Source organism: Streptoverticillium reticulum, assembly GCF_047456005.1.
GTDB classification, from domain to species: domain Bacteria; phylum Actinomycetota; class Actinomycetes; order Streptomycetales; family Streptomycetaceae; genus Streptomyces; species Streptomyces reticulum.
Genome location: NZ_CP179755.1, coordinates 6,746,676 through 6,762,520, shown reverse-complemented (window position 1 = coordinate 6,762,520; position 15,845 = coordinate 6,746,676). Strand labels below are relative to the sequence as shown.

Sequence of the window (15,845 nt, the reverse complement as noted above, 5' to 3'; positions counted from 1 at the left end):
ATGACCTGCGCTCGTAATGCACCATTATTGCGTATGCCCGTTCGATCATTGCGTGGGGTGCTTCGAAACGAAAGATCATTGCACCCCGCGTCAGGAATCGGTACAGGCTGAGCAAAAAAGCGAAGCAAAAAGGGGCGCGACCCGGATTCCGGGTCGCGCCCCTTCAGGGCAATGCGGGACTACTGCCAGCTGGCGTGCAGCGGCTTGCCCTCGGCGTAACCGGCGGCGCTCTGGACGCCGACGACGGCACGCTCGGCGAACTCCTCCAGGGAGCCGGCGCCGGCGTAGGTGCAGGAGGAACGGACACCCGCGATGATCGAGTCGATCAGGTCCTCGACGCCCGGGCGGGCCGGGTCGAGGAACATGCGGGAGGTGGAGATGCCCTCCTCGAACAGGGCCTTGCGGGCGCGGTCGTACGCCGACTCCTCGGAGGTGCGGTTGCGCACGGCGCGGGCCGAGGCCATGCCGAAGCTCTCCTTGTAGAGCCGCCCGTCGGCGGTCTGCTGGAGGTCGCCCGGGGACTCGTAGGTACCGGCGAACCAGGAGCCGATCATGACGTTGGATGCACCGGCGGCGAGCGCCATGGCGACGTCGCGCGGGTGACGGACGCCACCGTCGGCCCAGACGTGCTTGCCGTACTTCTTCGCCTCGGCGGCGCACTCGAGCACTGCGGAGAACTGCGGGCGGCCCACACCGGTCATCATGCGGGTGGTGCACATGGCGCCCGGGCCCACACCGACCTTGATGATGTCGGCGCCGGCCTCGATGAGGTCGCGCACGCCCTCGGCGGCGACGATGTTGCCCGCGACGATCGGGACCTGCGGGTCCAGCCCGCGGACGGCCTTGACCGCGGCGATCATGCCTTCCTGGTGACCGTGCGCGGTGTCCACGACGATGGTGTCCGCACCGGCGGCGAGCAGGGCCTTGGCCTTGCCGGCCACGTCGCCGTTGATGCCGACGGCGGCGGCGATGCGCAGCTTGCCGTCCCCGTCCACGGCCGGGGTGTAGAGGGTCGCGCGGAGGGCGCCCTTGCGGGTCAGAATGCCGACCAGCCTGCCGTCCTTGTCGACGGCGGGGGCGAGCTTGCGGTGGGCGGCGTCGAGCTGGTTGAACGCCTCGCGCGGGTCGATGTCGGCGTCGAGGAGCAGCAGCTCCCGGGACATGACCTCGGACAGCTGGGTGAAGCGGTCCACACCGGTCAGGTCGTGCTCGGTGACGACGCCGACCGGGCGCTGGTCCTCGTCGACGACGACGCCGGCGCCGTGGGCCCGCTTGGGCAGCAGGGACAGCGCGTCGGCGACGGTCTGGGCGGGAGTCAGCACGATGGGGGTGTCGAGCACGTGGTGACGGCTCTTGACCCAGGAGATGACCTCGGTGACGACCTCGATCGGAATGTCCTGGGGGATGACGACGATGCCGCCGCGGCGGGCAACCGTCTCGGCCATGCGGCGGCCGGCGATCGCGGTCATGTTGGCGACCACGAGCGGAATGGTGGTGCCCGTCCCGTCCGGCGTGGACAGGTCCACTGCCTGGCGGGAACCGACCGCGGAGCGGCTCGGCACCATGAACACATCGTCGTACGTGAGGTCGTACGGCGGCTTCTGGTCGTTGAGGAAACGCATACTGGCTCTCTCACCTGCGGTTTTGAGTACAAAGCGGGTGGGGAGTCAGCACCGAACCCGCACCGGATCGGGCTGAGGTTCCTGGACCCATCATCCATGATGTCGCCGCGTACTGGCCAATGGGAGTCGCATTCTGTGACTTCCCCCAGGCCCTTCATGTCCGGTCTGTACCTTCGGCCAAGGCCCCGGAGACCCGCTGGTCCGGGGCCCTTGGACGATCTCGGCCCTACAGTCCGGCGGCCTGCTTCAGGGCCTCGACCCGGTCGGTACGCTCCCACGTGAAGTCCGGCAGCTCACGGCCGAAGTGACCATACGCAGCCGTCTGCGCATAGATCGGACGCAGCAGATCCAGATCACGGATGATCGCCGCGGGACGCAGGTCGAAGACCTCACCGATCGCATTCTCGATCTTGTCGGTGTCGATCGTGTTCGTCCCGAAGGTCTCCACGAACAGACCCACCGGCTCCGCCTTGCCGATCGCATACGCGACCTGCACCTCACACCGCGTCGCCAGACCCGCAGCCACCACGTTCTTCGCCACCCAGCGCATCGCATACGCAGCAGAACGGTCGACCTTGGACGGGTCCTTGCCCGAGAACGCACCACCACCATGACGGGCCATACCACCGTAAGTGTCGATGATGATCTTCCGGCCCGTCAGACCCGCGTCACCCATCGGACCACCGATCTCGAAACGCCCCGTCGGGTTCACCAGCAGACGGTAACCCTCGGTGTCCAGCTTGATCCCGTCCTCCACCAGCTCCTTGAGAACATGCTCCACCACGAACTCACGGACGTCCGGCGCCAGGAGCGAGTCCAGGTCGATGTCCGAGGCGTGCTGCGAGGACACCACCACGGTGTCGAGACGGACCGCCTTCGCACCGTCGTACTCGATCGTCACCTGCGTCTTGCCGTCCGGACGCAGGTAGGGAATCGTCCCGTTCTTGCGCACCTCGGTCAGACGACGCGAGAGACGGTGCGCCAGGCTGATCGGCAGCGGCATCAGCTCGGGGGTCTCGTCACAGGCGTAGCCGAACATCAGGCCCTGATCGCCCGCACCCTGCTTGTCCAGCTCATCCTCATCACCCTCGACACGCGACTCATACGCCGTGTCGACACCCTGAGCGATGTCCGGAGACTGCGAACCGATGGACACCGAGACGCCACAGGAGGCGCCGTCAAAGCCCTTCTTGGACGAGTCGTAACCGATCTCAAGAATCTTGCCGCGCACCAGCTGCGCGATCGGCGCATACGCCTTCGTCGTGACCTCACCGGCAACATGCACCAGACCGGTGGTGATAAGAGTCTCGACAGCAACGCGGGACGTCGGGTCCTCACGGAGAAGAGCATCGAGAATGGTGTCGCTGATCTGGTCAGCGATCTTGTCGGGGTGACCCTCGGTCACAGACTCCGAGGTGAACAGGCGGCGGGACACTCCGCGTCTCCTTGCGTGCAGTCGGTCGGCGTTTCCGGAGATCTTGCCGGGAAGGCACTCGAGCGTCGTTGGACTTCCGATAGATCCCCACTCCTTCGGATGTCGGGCAGACCGCACGGAGGTCGTAGCACTCGTGCACGTGCTCGTGGAACGCCGCGTACTGGGCCTCGTTCGCCACGATCCGCTCGGCGAAGTAGCGGTTGTCCGTGAGGTTTTCGAGGAGCATGTTGTGGGCGACGAGCAGGCAGCCCTCGCGCAGTCCCGGGGTCGTGGCGCGCATGATCGGGGCGTAGACGGCCTTGTCGCGCAGCGCGGGGTCCTCGGCGTCCTTCGGCCCCTCCGCGTCGAGCACGCACAGGTCGACGTCCTCGACGGTCCGGCCGTACGGGACGGCGTCCGCGGTCACGTACGCGACATGCCCGGACAGCCCCAGCGCCGCGAAGTTCTCCTGCGCCAGGCGCATGCTGTCCGCGTCGACGTCGACGAGGGTCGCGCGGCCCCCGGCCGCCATGATGCCGGGCATCGCCCACACCGCCCAATAGCCGTAGTAGGAACCGGGGAAGAGCGCATTGCGGGGTGCCAGGATGTGTGCCAGCGCGAAGAGCAGCCGCGCTTCCTCGGGAAAGATGTAGGTCGCGTACGCGCCGTGCCGGAACCGGGCGGACAGCATGGCCCGGAAAGCGGCGAACTCCCCGGCGGGATAGGCCGTCGAGCCGATGAAGCCGGCTTTCTTCAGGCCGTCGAGAATGCGGTGCGCACAAGCCTGTTCGTCGACCGGAAAACGCGTCGAGAGGTTGAACTGGTCCGTGTTCAGCCCGACTTCGGACGGGGTGACGGCGCCGGAGCCGGTCCAGCGGCAGTAGGCGTCCCTGCCGAGGGCGCCGCGGCGGAAGGCGCGGTACTCGGCGTACGGGGCGAGGGCGTTGTCGATGACGACGTGCACCGGGCCGGTGGCCGCGGACGTGCCCTGAAGGAGGGTCATGTCCGCGGAGTATCCGGATTCGCCGCACACAAAAATCCCCATGACGGAACCGGGGAGGTTCCGCCATGGGGCCGGTGCCGTGCTTTGGCCTACGAGCCGTCCGGGTCCGCCCGGTCCAGGGCCGGGCGCGGGCCCGGGCCCGTCTCGTGGAGCAGGTGGTCCGCTGCCGCGGTGTCGGTGACGAGGCTGGTGACCAGGCCGGAGCGGAGCACCGCGCCGATCGCCGCCGCCTTGCGCAGACCGCCCGCGATGGCCACGACCTCCGGGATGCGGCGCAGCCGGTCCGCCTCGACCGTGATGCAGCGCTCCCCCAGGTCACGGCCGATGCGGCGGCCCTCGGCGTCGAAGAGGTGCGCGGACATCTCGGCGGCGGCGCCCAACGAGGCGTAGTGCGCGCGCTCCTCCTCGGTGAGCATGTCGTAGACGGTCGAGATGCCCGGTGCCCAGGAGCCGATGGACACCGCGGCGACGGTGACCTTGTCGAAGTAGTCGAAGGCCCGGGCGATGCCGGTCTGGCCGCGCAGCGCGGCGGCGGTGGCCGGGTCGGGCAGCAGCATCGGCGCGTAGATCGGGTGTGCCTCGCCGCCGGACACCTGGGCCGCCCGGCGCACGGCCTCGACCGAGCCGCGCTCGGCGGTGCCCGCGTCGTACACGCCGGTCAACTGGACGACCGTGCACGGCGGCAGCCGGTGCAGGGCCGCGGCCATGTGGATGGTGGAACGGCCCCAGGCCAGGCCGAGCACATCTCCCTCGTGCACCAGCTCGCCGAGCAGGTCGGCAGCCACCTCGCCGAGGTTCTCGGGGTCGGGCGCATCGTCGGCCGCATCGGCCGGGGACTCGACGACGACCGCGTGCCGCAGTCCGTAGCGGGCGCGCAGTGCGTCCGAGCGCTCCGCGTCCAGCTCGGCCGGCACCCGGATCTCGATCCGCACCAGATCGCGTTCGAGCGCCGTCTCCAGCACCCGGGCCACCTTGAAGCGGCTGACGCCGAACTCCTCGGCAATCTGGATCTTCGATTTGCCCTCGAGGTAGAAGCGGCGGGCCATCGCCGCCGCCTGTACCAGCTCGGCGGGCCCCATGGGCGATGCTGAACGGCCCGTCGACACCGCGGTCTCCTCACTACTTTGCAGAGTTCTGCCAGGACTTGATGGACCCGAATGCCGGACCCGACGTCATCCTGTCAGAAACGACGGTCCTTGATCAGGCCCCGACCTCGGCGCTCAGCAATTCGGGCGAGCGCCGACTGCGGTTCAGTGCCCGCAGGCCCAGGGCGCGGCGGCGGTCGCCTTCTCCGCCTGTGCGCGCAGGCCGCGTACGGCCGCTGCGGGGTCCTCCATACCGTAGACGGCGGAGCCCGCGACGAAGACGTCCGCGCCCGCCTCGGCGCAGCGCTCGATGGTGGTGGCCGAGACCCCGCCGTCGACCTGCAGCCACAGCTCCAGACCGTGCCGCGAGATCAGCTCCCGGGTACGGCGGATCTTGGGCAGCATGATGTCCAGGAACGCCTGGCCGCCGAAGCCGGGCTCGACCGTCATGATCAGCAGCATGTCGAGCTCGGGCAGCAGGTCCTCGAACGGCTCGATCGGCGTCGCGGGCTTGAGCGCCATGGAGGCGCGCGCGCCCTGGTGCCGGATCTCCCGCGCCAGCCGGACCGGCGCGGCCGCCGCCTCGGCGTGGAACGTCACCGAGCCCGCGCCCGCCTCGGCGTACTGCGGAGCCCAGCGGTCCGGGTCCTCGATCATGAGGTGACAGTCCAGCGGGATGTCCGTGGCCTTGCGCAGCGACTCGACGATCGGCACGCCGAGCGTCAGGTTGGGGACGAAGTGGTTGTCCATGACGTCGACGTGGAGCCAGTCGGCGCCCTTCACGGCCTGCGCCTCGTCGGCGAGGCGGGCGAAGTCCGCGGAGAGGATGCTGGGGTTGATCTGCACAGCCATGCCCCAAGCCTGCCATGACGCTGCGCTGTGCGGTGCCGCGGGGCGCCCCGTCAGGGGCGCGGGGAACTGCGCGATCAGCCACGACGCGCCCGCAGCCGAAGTACCCGGGGCTTCGCGCCCCGGACCCCTGGGGTTGTGCGTCGGCTGCGGGCCGGTGGGGGCTTGTCGCGCAGTTCCCCGCGCCCCTTACGGGGCGCAGGTTTCAAGCGGTACGGCGCAGCAGCGCCAGATACATCGCATCCGTCCCGTGCAGGTGCGGCCACAGCTGCACGTCCGGGCCCTCGCCCAGTGCCGGAACGCCCCGCATCAGCGGCCGTGCGTCGATCCACTCCGCGGCCGGGGCGGGCCCGCCCCGCCCCTTCAGCACGTCGTCCACGACGGCCCGCGTCTCGGCCAGGTGCGGCGAGCACGTCGCGTAGCCGACGACGCCCCCGACGCGCACGGCACGCAGTGCCTCCCGCAGCAGACTCCGCTGGAGCGGGGCGAACCCCTCCAGGTCCTCCGGGCGGCGCCGCCACCGCGCCTCGGGACGGCGCCGCAGCGCGCCGAGCCCGCTGCACGGGACGTCGACGAGCACCCGGTCGAAGACCCCCTCCCGCCACGGCGGTCGCGTGCCGTCGGCGGCGATGACCTGGTACGGACCGGGATTGCCGGCCAGCGCGCGCCCCACGAGGCGCGCCCGGTGCGGCTGCTTCTCCGAGGCCAGCAGCGCGGCACCGCGCTCGGCCGCGAGCGCACCGAGCAGGGCCGCCTTGCCGCCGGGCCCGGCGCAGCCGTCCAGCCAGCGCCGGTCCGGCCCGTCCAGCGGTGCGTCGGCCAGCGCGAGGGCGACCAGCTGGCTGCCCTCGTCCTGGACGCCCGCCCGCCCCTCGCGCACGGCGTCCAGCGCCCCCGGCTCGCCGCCCTCGGCCAGCCGCACCGCGTACGGGGACCAGCGGCCGGGCAGCCCGGAGTCCTCGCCGAGCGCCGCCAGGAGCTCGTCCGTGGTGGCCCGTCCGGGACGGGCGACGAGCGTCACCTCGGGCCGCTCGTTGTCCGCCTCCAGCAGGTCCTCGATCCCGGCCCGGCTGCCGCCGAGCGCGTCCCACAGCGCGGAGACGACCCAGCGCGGGTGGGAGTGCACGACGGCGAGGTGCTCCTCGGGGTCGTCCTCGTAGGGCGGGGCGACGCGCTCCACCCAGCCGTCCAGGTCGTGGGCGGTGATCTTGCGCAGCACGGCGTTGACGAACTTCGCCCGGCCGTCGCCGAGCACCACGCGGGCCAGCTCGACGCTGGCCGACACCGCGGCGTGCGGCGGGATGCGGGTGCCGAGCAGCTGGTGGGTGCCCAGGCTCAGCACGTCCAGCACCGGCGGGTCGACCTCGCGCAGCGGCCGGTCGATGCAGGACGCGATGATCGCGTCGTACGTCCCCTGGCGGCGGAGCGTGCCGTAGACCAGCTCGGTGGCCAGCGCGGCGTCACGCGCGTCGAAGCCGCCCTTCTCACGGGCCTTGCGCAGCAGCGGCGGCAGCACGAGGTTCGCGTACGCGTCCCGCTCGTCCACCGCCCGCAGCGCCTCGAAGGCGAGGATCCGCACCGGGTCCTTCTGCGGACGGCGGTGGGGTTTCGCGGGTCGGCTCTGCTGACGGCGGGGCGCGTGGTCGTTCAAAAGGTGCTCCGGAACTGGGGAAGGCGACCCCTCCAGCCTACGCGGGCTGATCGGCCCCGAGCTGCTCGCCTGCGGCGATGCGCACCCCGCGGGCCCAGTCGGCGGCCTGCATCGGTTTCTTGCCCTGCGGCTGGACCCACAGCAGCTCCACCGCGTGCGAGCCCGTGCCGATGTGCACGGAGTTCTTGGCGGCCCCGATCGCACCGGGGGCCAGGTCCGCGCGGTCGGGGGCGAGCGCCGCCGCCATCACCTTCAGGCGCTCGCCGCGGAAGGTCGTCCAGGCGCCGGGGGCCGGGGAGCAGCCGCGCACCACGCGGTCGACGCGGAGGGCGGGGGCGGCCCAGTCGATCCGGGCGTCCGCCACGTTGATCTTGGGGGCGAGGGAGATGCCGTCGGCCGGCTGCGGCACGGCCTTGAGGCTGCCGTCCTCGATGCCGTCCATGGTGGCGGACAGCAGTCCGGCACCGGCGAAGGCGAGCCGGGTCAGCAGGTCGCCGCTGGTGTCGGTGGGCCGGACCTGCTCGGTGAGCACGCCGAAGACGGGGCCGGAGTCCAGCCCCTCCTCGATGAGGAAGGTGGAGGCGCCGGTGACCTCGTCGCCGGCCAGGATCGCGTGCTGCACGGGGGCGGCACCGCGCCAGGCGGGCAGCAGCGAGAAGTGCAGGTTGACCCAGCCGTGCGCGGGAATCTCCAGGGCCGGCTTCGGCAGCAGGGCACCGTAGGCGACGACGGGGCAGCAGTCGGGCCCGATCTCGCGCAGCCGGGCGAGGAAGTCCTCGTCGCGCGGGCGGGCGGGCTTGAGGACCTCGATGCCGGCCTCCTCCGCGCGCTCGGCGACAGGGCTGGCGACCAGTCGGCGGCCGCGGCCGGCCGGGGCGTCGGGGCGGGTGACGACGGCGACGACCTCGTGGCGCTCGGAGGCGATCAGGGCGTCGAGGGCGGGGACGGCGACCTCGGGGGTGCCTGCGAAGACGAGCCTCATGGGTGGCGAACTACCTCTCCTCGAGCGCCGGGTGGAACGGCGCACCAGTCTAGAGGTGCCCGGGCCCCAGGGGGCGTGCGGGTGGATGCGCGCCCCATTCCGGAGTACGTGCGCCCCCATACCGTGACCCGGCGGGCCGTGGCGCGTTGGGTCAAGAGAGATTGACCGGAGCGGGCCGCAGCCACGGGCCTGCTGCCCTTGCCCCGCCAAGGGGCGTCAACTCGCGTCCGTATACGTCACGTTCACCGCCGGTCCGAGAGGCTTGTTCATGCCCGACCACGCAACCCACGACGCCCAGGCACGGGCCAGCCTGCATCTCCTGGTCCGGGACATCGAGAGGGTGCGCCGCCAGGTGGACGCCCTGCGCACCCTCACCGCCCAGCTCGGCAACGTCTACCGCCCCCGCAGGACGGGCCCCTCGGCGGGCTTCGTCGTCTACGGCCGGGCCCCCGCGCCGACCGTGCGCCTGGCCCAGGAGCTGCGGGACAGCGTCGAGACGCTGGTGACGGCCGCGGTGGACTTCGACCGCTCGCTGGGCTTCTCGTGGGACGCGGTGGGTTCGGCGCTGGGCGTCACCAAGCAGGCCGTGCACCGCCGTTACGGGGCACGCCGGGCGAACGGGCAGACCACGACGGAGCCCCCGGCCGAGACGACGGTGCGCACGGCGGAGCCGCCCGTGGTCCCGGCGGCCCGCTCGGTCCCGGTGCCGGAGCCGCGGGCATCGGTGTTCCCGGGGCCGCGTAACGGCTAGGGCCTGTCCGGCGGATTGCGCCCCGTAAGGGGCGCGGGGCTCTGCTGAATATGCGGCTCCGCCGCGTGGGCGCGACCAGCCCCCACCGGCCCGCAGGCAAGGGCACCACCCGGTGGCCCGGGGTGGTACCCCGGGCACCTCGGCTGCGGGAGCGTCGTGGCTGAGCGCGCAGTTCCTCCCCCAGCTACCGCTGGGAGGTGCCCCCAGCGCCCCTTACGGGGCTCTGCACAACCGTCACCCGATATCCGGCGGATCCACCCGCAACCGCACCGGCTCCCCCTCACGCCGCGCGAGGCGAACCGCCTGCGCCGCCTTCAATGCGGCCGCCAACGCAGCGCCCTGTCCAGGGCGCACCCGCAACAGCGCCCGCTCCCACTGCTCCCCGGGCGGCGGCTCCCCTGTCCGGGCCGGGGCACCGGCCCTGCGCACCGGCAACGGCACCGGCCCGAGCACATCCGTCCCCGGAGGCAACTCCGCGGAACCGATCAGCTCGGCCACAGCGGCAGGCGCCCCGGCGACCGACACCATCCGCGAGACGGGCGGGAAGCCCAGCTCCGCCCGGTCGGCCAGCTCCCGCATCGCATGGCCCGCCGGATCCCAGCGCACGAGCGCCTGCACGGGCCGCAGCGTCGGCTCGGCCACGACGACCACCGTGCCGCCCGCCTCCTGCCCCCGCACCAGGGCCGCAGCACCGAGCCAGCGGCGCAGCGCCTCCTCCCCGGCCCGCAGGTCGGGCAGGCCGAGCAGGGCCCACCCGTCCAGCAACAGGGCAGCCGCGTAACCGCGTTCGGCGACCGGCTCGGCGCCGGGCGTGGAGACGACGAGCGCGGGCTGGTCCGGCACGGTGTCCAGCACGTGATTGCGCCCCGAGGTGCGCACCGGCACCGCGGGGAAGGCCCGGCCGAGCTCCTCCGCCGTGCGCTGCGCCCCCACGATCCGTGCGCGCAGCCGGAAGCCGCCGCACTCGGAGCAGTGCCAGTCCGTGGTCTGCTGCCCGCACCAGCCGCAGTGCAGCCCGGCGTCGCGCTCCCGCGCCTCCAGCGGCCCCGAGCAGTGCCGGCACCGCGCAGGCTCGCGGCAGCGCTCGCAGCCGAGCCGGGGCGCGTAGCCGCTGCGCGGCACCTGCACCAGCACGGGCCCGTGCCGGAGCCCCTCCCGGGCGGCCTCCCAGGCGATCGTGGGCAGCCGCGCGGCCCGGGCGGCCTCGTCCCGCGCCTCGTCCTTCTCCTCCACCGTGCGGACCCGGGGGGCCGTCGCGCGCACCCGCTCCCGGTCCGCGGCCAGCGGCAGCGCCCAGCCGGTGTCCACCAGCTGCGCCGCCTCGACGGTGCAGCCGAAACCGCCCAGCAGGAACCCGGCCCTCTCCTGCACCGCGCGCAGCACCAGCACCTCGCGCGCGTGCGGCTGGGGGGCGTTGGTGTCGCTGTGACTGGAGTCGCCGTCGTCCCAGATGGCCACGAAGCCCAGGTTCCACACGGGCGCGAACATCGCGGCACGCGTACCGACGACGGCCCGCACCGCGCCGCGGTTCACGGCGAGCCAGCGGCGGTAGCGCTCCTCGGGGCCGAGGTCGGCCGTCAGCAGCACGTGCCGGCCCTGGCCGAGGAGCGCGGTCAGCTCCGCGTCGACCCGGGCGGCGACCCGCCCGTCCGGCACGACGATCAGCGCGCCCCGCCCGGAGGCGAGCGCGGCGACGGCCGCCCGCGCGAGCTCGGCGGGCCAGTGCGGCCCGGGCAGCGCCGTCCAGACGGCACGCGGGGAGTCCCCCCGCGCCAGGGCGTCCAGATACGCGGGCCCGGTCGGATACCGCACCCAGCTGCCCGCCTCGGGCGCACCGGGCCGGGGCAGCAGCCGGGGCGAGGCCTCGGCCTCGATACGGGCGTGCCGCGGCGGAACGGCCAGCTGGAGCACGTCGGCGAGCGACCCGGCGTACCGGTCGGCAACGGCCTTGCAGAGGCTCAGCAGCGACGGCCGGAGCACGGGCTCCGGCGACAGCACCTGGGCGAGCGCGGCCAGCGGCCCCTGGTAGTCGGACTCGGCCACCCGCTCGATGATGTACCCGTCGAGCAGCCCGCCGCCCTCGCGGCGGCCGTCCCGCACCTTGGACGTACCGGCCCCGAAGCGCACCCGCACCCGGGTGCCGGGCTGGGCGTCGGTGTCGAGCTCGGCGGGCACGGCGTAGTCCCACAGCCGGTCCAGGTGCACCGGCCCCTTGTCCACCAGCACCCGCGCCACGGGCAGCTCCCCGGCCAGCGCCGCCCCGCGCCACGTCCGCGGCTTGGCCCGCGGCACCTTGGCCTTGCGCACGCTCTCCCGGATGAGCGCCAGCTGCTCCCCCGCCGGCGACTGCTCGGGCCGCCCTTTCTCGCTGCTCACAGCTCCAGTCCTACCAGAGGGCAACGACAACGGCCCCGAACCGATCCAGCGGTCCGGGGCCGATGTGTGCCTACGGGGCTTACAGTCCGGCGGCCTGCTTCAGGGCCTCGACCCGGTCGGTACGCTCCCAGGTGAAGTCCGGCAGCTCACGACCGAAGTGACCATACGCAGCCGTCTGCGCATAGATCGGACGCAGCAGATCCAGATCACGGATGATCGCCGCGGGACGCAGGTCGAAGACCTCACCGATCGCATTCTCGATCTTGTCGGTGTCGATCGTGTTCGTCCCGAAGGTCTCCACGAACAGACCCACCGGCTCCGCCTTGCCGATCGCATACGCGACCTGCACCTCACACCGCGTCGCCAGACCCGCAGCCACCACGTTCTTCGCCACCCAGCGCATCGCATACGCAGCAGAACGGTCGACCTTGGACGGGTCCTTGCCCGAGAACGCACCACCACCATGACGGGCCATACCACCGTAAGTGTCGATGATGATCTTCCGGCCCGTCAGACCCGCGTCACCCATCGGGCCACCGATCTCGAAACGCCCCGTCGGGTTCACCAGCAGACGGTAACCCTCGGTGTCCAGCTTGATCCCGTCCTCCACCAGCTCCTTGAGAACGTGCTCCACCACGAACTCACGGACGTCCGGCGCCAGGAGCGAGTCCAGGTCGATGTCCGAGGCGTGCTGCGAGGAGACGACCACGGTGTCCAGGCGAACGGCCTTCGCACCGTCGTACTCGATCGTCACCTGCGTCTTGCCGTCCGGACGCAGGTAGGGAATCGTCCCGTTCTTGCGCACCTCGGTCAGACGACGCGACAGGCGGTGCGCCAGGCTGATCGGCAGCGGCATCAGCTCGGGGGTCTCGTCACAGGCGTAGCCGAACATCAGGCCCTGATCGCCCGCACCCTGCTTGTCCAGCTCATCCTCATCACCCTCGACACGCGACTCATACGCGGTGTCGACACCCTGAGCGATGTCCGGGGACTGCGAGCCGATGGACACCGAGACGCCACAGGAGGCGCCGTCGAAGCCCTTCTTGGACGAGTCGTAACCGATCTCAAGAATCTTCGCGCGCACCAGCTGCGCGATCGGCGCATACGCCTTCGTCGTGACCTCACCGGCAACATGCACCAGACCGGTGGTGATAAGAGTCTCGACAGCAACGCGGGACGTCGGGTCCTCACGGAGAAGAGCATCGAGAATGGTGTCGCTGATCTGGTCAGCGATCTTGTCGGGGTGACCCTCGGTCACAGACTCCGAGGTGAACAGGCGGCGGGACACATCGCTCCCTGGGGTTGCAGCGGCTGCTGGCTGATCATTGACGGACCCGGCCGAGAGCTGCGCTCGACCCGGAACCGGTGCCAGTTTATCCGGCGTTCTCGTGCTTCGGGCATCCCGTCTCGGATCGGCACCGGCGTGACCTGCGACACTCACCCCCGGAGTCCCAAGCGGCGCAAGGGAAACCGGAGGGCAGGAGTCCGCCGGAGCGTCAGCCGAGACGGCGGACGACGAGGTCCCAGACGACGTCCGCGAGGGCCTCCTTCGGGCCGTGCGGGACGGGGGTCTCGGAGCCGTCGGGGGCCAGCACGACGGCCTCGTTCTCCGCCGAACCGAAGGTCTTGCGCTCCCCCACCTCGTTGACAACCAGCAGGTCACACCCCTTGCGCGCCAGCTTGGCGCGACCGTTGGCCAGCACGTCGTCCGTCTCCGCGGCGAAGCCGACGACGACCTGGCCGGGGCGGGCGCGGTCCGCGGAGAGCTCGGCGAGGACGTCGGGGTTGCGGACGAGGGCGACGGGCTCGGGGTCCCGCCCGTCCCGCTTCTTGATCTTGCCCGTGGCGTACTGCGCCGGCCGGAAGTCGGCGACGGCGGCCGCCATCACCACGGCGTCGGCGTCGGCCGCGGCCTTGATCACCGCTTCACGCAGTTGAACAGCCGTGCCGACGTGGACCACATCGGCCCCGGCCGGGTCCTGCAGGTCGCTGTTCGCCGCGACGAGCGTCACACGGGCACCACGGGCCACCGCGGTCCGGGCCAGGGCATAGCCCTGGCGGCCCGAGGAGCGGTTGCCGAGGAAGCGCACGGGGTCGAGCGGTTCGCGGGTGCCGCCCGCGCTGATCACCACGTGACGGCCCGCGAGGTCCGGGGCCTGCGGGCCACGGGCCAGCACCCGGCGGCAGACCTCGAAGATCTCCTCGGGGTCGGGCAGCCGGCCCTTGCCGGTGTCGACGCCGGTCAGCCGGCCGACGGCGGGCTCGATGACGACCGCGCCGCGGCGGCGCAGGGTCGCCACGTTCTCCTGGGTGGCCGGGTTCTCCCACATCTCGGTGTGCATCGCGGGCGCGAAGACGACCGGGCAGCGGGCGGTGAGCAGGGTGTTCGTCAGCAGGTCGTCGGCGAGCCCGTGGGCCGCCCTGGCCAGCATGTCCGCCGTGGCCGGAGCCACGACGACGAGCTGCGCCTCCTGCCCGATGCGTACGTGCGGCACCTCGTGGACGCTCTCCCAGACCTGGGTGACGGCCGGGTGACCGGACAGCGCGGACCAGGTCGCCTCGCCCACGAAGTGCAGCGCGGACGCCGTCGGCACCACTCGCACGTCGTGCCCGGACTCCGTCAGCCGCCGCAGCAGCTCACACGCCTTGTAGGCGGCGATCCCGCCGCTGACCCCCAGAACGACCTTCGGCTTGTCCATTGCCGGCTGCTCCCCGCGCTCGCGTTTCCTACAAGCTCTATGACACACCAAGGGCCCGGCAGCCGTGCTGCCGGGCCCTCGGGTAAGAAGGTCGCCGCTTAGGCCGCCGGGGCCTCGATGGCCTCGGAGGTCAGCAGACCCGCGTTGATCTCGCGGAGCGCGATGGAGAGCGGCTTCTCGTGGACGTGGGTGTCCACCAGCGGGCCGACGTACTCCAGCAGGCCCTCGCCGAGCTGCGAGTAGTACGCGTTGATCTGACGCGCGCGCTTGGCGGCGTAGATCACGAGGCTGTACTTCGAGTCGGTCGCTTCAAGCAGCTCATCAATCGGCGGGTTGATGATGCCCTCGGGCGCGGTGATGGAAGAGGACACTCTCTGCCTTCCGTTGCGATCCAGCTGAATTGAATCCGGGATTCTCAGTGAATTCCGAGTTCAGCGCAGCAAGGCTACCAGTTCGCGCGCAACGTCCTCCACGGAGGTGTTGACCAGCGTGGTGTCGAACTCCGACTCCGCCGCCAGCTCGACGCGGGCGGCCTGCAGGCGGCGCTCGATCACCTCGGGCGACTCGGTGCCCCGGCCGGTGAGCCGGCGGACCAGCTCCTCCCAGCTGGGCGGCGCCAGGAAGACCAGCCGGGCCTCCGGCATGGTCTCGCGGACCTGCCGGGCGCCCTGGAGGTCGATCTCCAGCAGCACCGGCACGCCCGCCTCCAGGTGGTCCAGGACCGCCTGGCGCGGGGTGCCGTAGCGGTTGCCCGCGAACTCGGCCCACTCCAGCAGCTCGCCGTTGGCGATGAGCTTGTCGAACTGCTCGTCGTCCACGAAGAAGTACTGGACCCCCTCCTGCTCGCCGGGGCGCGGCTTGCGGGTGGTGCAGGACACCGAGAGCCACACCTCGGGGTGGGCCTTGCGCATATGGGCGACAACCGTGCTCTTGCCGACCCCGGAGGGGCCGGAGAGCACGGTCAGCCGCGGTTGTCTGGCCGGGGGAACGGGGGACGTCCCCCGGGAGACTGCAGTACTCATGCAGCGATTATCCCGGTTCCCGGGAGTGCCTGGGAACGTCAGGCGGCCGTGCCCCCGAACTCACGCTCCAGGGACGCGATCTGGTTGGAGCCGAGACCGCGCACCCGGCGGCTCTCGGAGATCCCCAGCCGCTCCATGATCTGCTTGGCACGGACCTTGCCCACACCGGGAAGGCTCTCCAGGAGGGCGCTGACCTTCATCTTGCCGATGACATCGTTCTTCTGGCCCTGCTCGATGACCTCGTGCAGCGAGGCGCCGGAGTGCTTGAGTCGATTCTTGACCTCGGCCCGCTCCCGGCGAGCCGCGGCGGCCTTTTCGAGCGCGGCTGCGCGCTGTTCAGGGGTAAGGGGCGGAAGAGCCACGCCTACGTCACCTCGGATGTCGAACTGTC

Annotated in this window: 14 protein-coding genes; 1 reads left to right on the top strand and 13 read right to left on the bottom strand. The window is 71.6% G+C overall.

The features are described 5' to 3' along the window. Positions 1 to 179 precede the first annotated feature (179 nt). From ACMATS_RS31180 to fmt, 7 genes are all read right to left on the bottom strand, one after another. Positions 180 to 1,622, bottom strand: a complete 1,443-nt coding sequence (locus ACMATS_RS31180; protein WP_390779089.1) for a GuaB1 family IMP dehydrogenase-related protein — start codon at positions 1,620 to 1,622, stop codon at positions 180 to 182. A gap of 226 nt (positions 1,623 to 1,848) precedes the next feature. Next, positions 1,849 to 3,057 (bottom strand): methionine adenosyltransferase, encoded by a 1,209-nt coding sequence (metK, locus tag ACMATS_RS31175; RefSeq protein ID WP_227724696.1) that lies wholly within the window; start codon positions 3,055 to 3,057, stop codon positions 1,849 to 1,851. Next, entirely contained in the window at positions 2,996 to 4,039 is a 1,044-nt protein-coding gene (locus ACMATS_RS31170; RefSeq protein WP_414169762.1) for an O-methyltransferase, read from the bottom strand. The genes metK (ACMATS_RS31175) and ACMATS_RS31170 overlap by 62 nt, the downstream gene beginning before the upstream one ends. 89 nt (positions 4,040 to 4,128) lie before the next feature. Next, positions 4,129 to 5,118, bottom strand: coding sequence for a sugar-binding transcriptional regulator (locus ACMATS_RS31165; RefSeq protein ID WP_336417370.1), 990 nt, complete (start codon positions 5,116 to 5,118; stop codon positions 4,129 to 4,131). A 171-nt stretch (positions 5,119 to 5,289) separates the two neighbouring features. Beyond that, positions 5,290 to 5,976 carry a ribulose-phosphate 3-epimerase gene (gene rpe, locus ACMATS_RS31160; RefSeq protein ID WP_414169761.1) on the bottom strand — a complete coding sequence of 229 codons (687 nt, stop codon included), beginning with the start codon at positions 5,974 to 5,976 and terminating at the stop codon, positions 5,290 to 5,292. A 202-nt stretch (positions 5,977 to 6,178) separates the two neighbouring features. Continuing rightward, complete coding sequence (locus tag ACMATS_RS31155) at positions 6,179 to 7,624, bottom strand: RsmB/NOP family class I SAM-dependent RNA methyltransferase (protein WP_414169760.1); 1,446 nt, start codon at positions 7,622 to 7,624, stop codon at positions 6,179 to 6,181. Between the two features lie 37 nt (positions 7,625 to 7,661). Then, complete coding sequence (gene fmt / locus ACMATS_RS31150; RefSeq protein WP_414169759.1) at positions 7,662 to 8,606, bottom strand: methionyl-tRNA formyltransferase; 945 nt, start codon at positions 8,604 to 8,606, stop codon at positions 7,662 to 7,664. A 268-nt stretch (positions 8,607 to 8,874) separates the two neighbouring features. On the opposite strand from fmt, the gene ACMATS_RS31145 reads away from it, so the two are divergent. Then, positions 8,875 to 9,357, top strand: a complete 483-nt coding sequence (locus tag ACMATS_RS31145) for a hypothetical protein (RefSeq protein ID WP_390779085.1) — start codon at positions 8,875 to 8,877, stop codon at positions 9,355 to 9,357. Positions 9,358 to 9,591: 234 nt separating this feature from the next. Here ACMATS_RS31145 and ACMATS_RS31140 read toward each other — a convergent pair whose 3' ends face one another. From ACMATS_RS31140 to ACMATS_RS31115, 6 genes are all read right to left on the bottom strand, one after another. Next, a complete protein-coding gene (locus ACMATS_RS31140) occupies positions 9,592 to 11,733 on the bottom strand; it encodes a primosomal protein N' (protein ID WP_414169758.1) in 2,142 nt (713 codons plus the stop codon). Positions 11,734 to 11,812: 79 nt separating this feature from the next. Further along, positions 11,813 to 13,021, bottom strand: coding sequence for a methionine adenosyltransferase (gene metK / locus ACMATS_RS31135; protein WP_414169757.1), 1,209 nt, complete (start codon positions 13,019 to 13,021; stop codon positions 11,813 to 11,815). Positions 13,022 to 13,229: 208 nt separating this feature from the next. Further along, positions 13,230 to 14,432 (bottom strand): bifunctional phosphopantothenoylcysteine decarboxylase/phosphopantothenate--cysteine ligase CoaBC, encoded by a 1,203-nt coding sequence (gene coaBC / locus ACMATS_RS31130; RefSeq protein WP_391154329.1) that lies wholly within the window; start codon positions 14,430 to 14,432, stop codon positions 13,230 to 13,232. 98 nt (positions 14,433 to 14,530) lie between these two features. Further along, entirely contained in the window at positions 14,531 to 14,803 is a 273-nt protein-coding gene (rpoZ, locus tag ACMATS_RS31125; protein WP_049718421.1) for a DNA-directed RNA polymerase subunit omega, read from the bottom strand. A gap of 60 nt (positions 14,804 to 14,863) precedes the next feature. Then, positions 14,864 to 15,454 carry a guanylate kinase gene (gene gmk, locus ACMATS_RS31120; RefSeq protein WP_336414383.1) on the bottom strand — a complete coding sequence of 197 codons (591 nt, stop codon included), beginning with the start codon at positions 15,452 to 15,454 and terminating at the stop codon, positions 14,864 to 14,866. A 38-nt stretch (positions 15,455 to 15,492) separates the two neighbouring features. Further along, positions 15,493 to 15,816 (bottom strand): integration host factor, encoded by a 324-nt coding sequence (locus tag ACMATS_RS31115; protein WP_390779081.1) that lies wholly within the window; start codon positions 15,814 to 15,816, stop codon positions 15,493 to 15,495. Positions 15,817 to 15,845 lie beyond the last annotated feature (29 nt).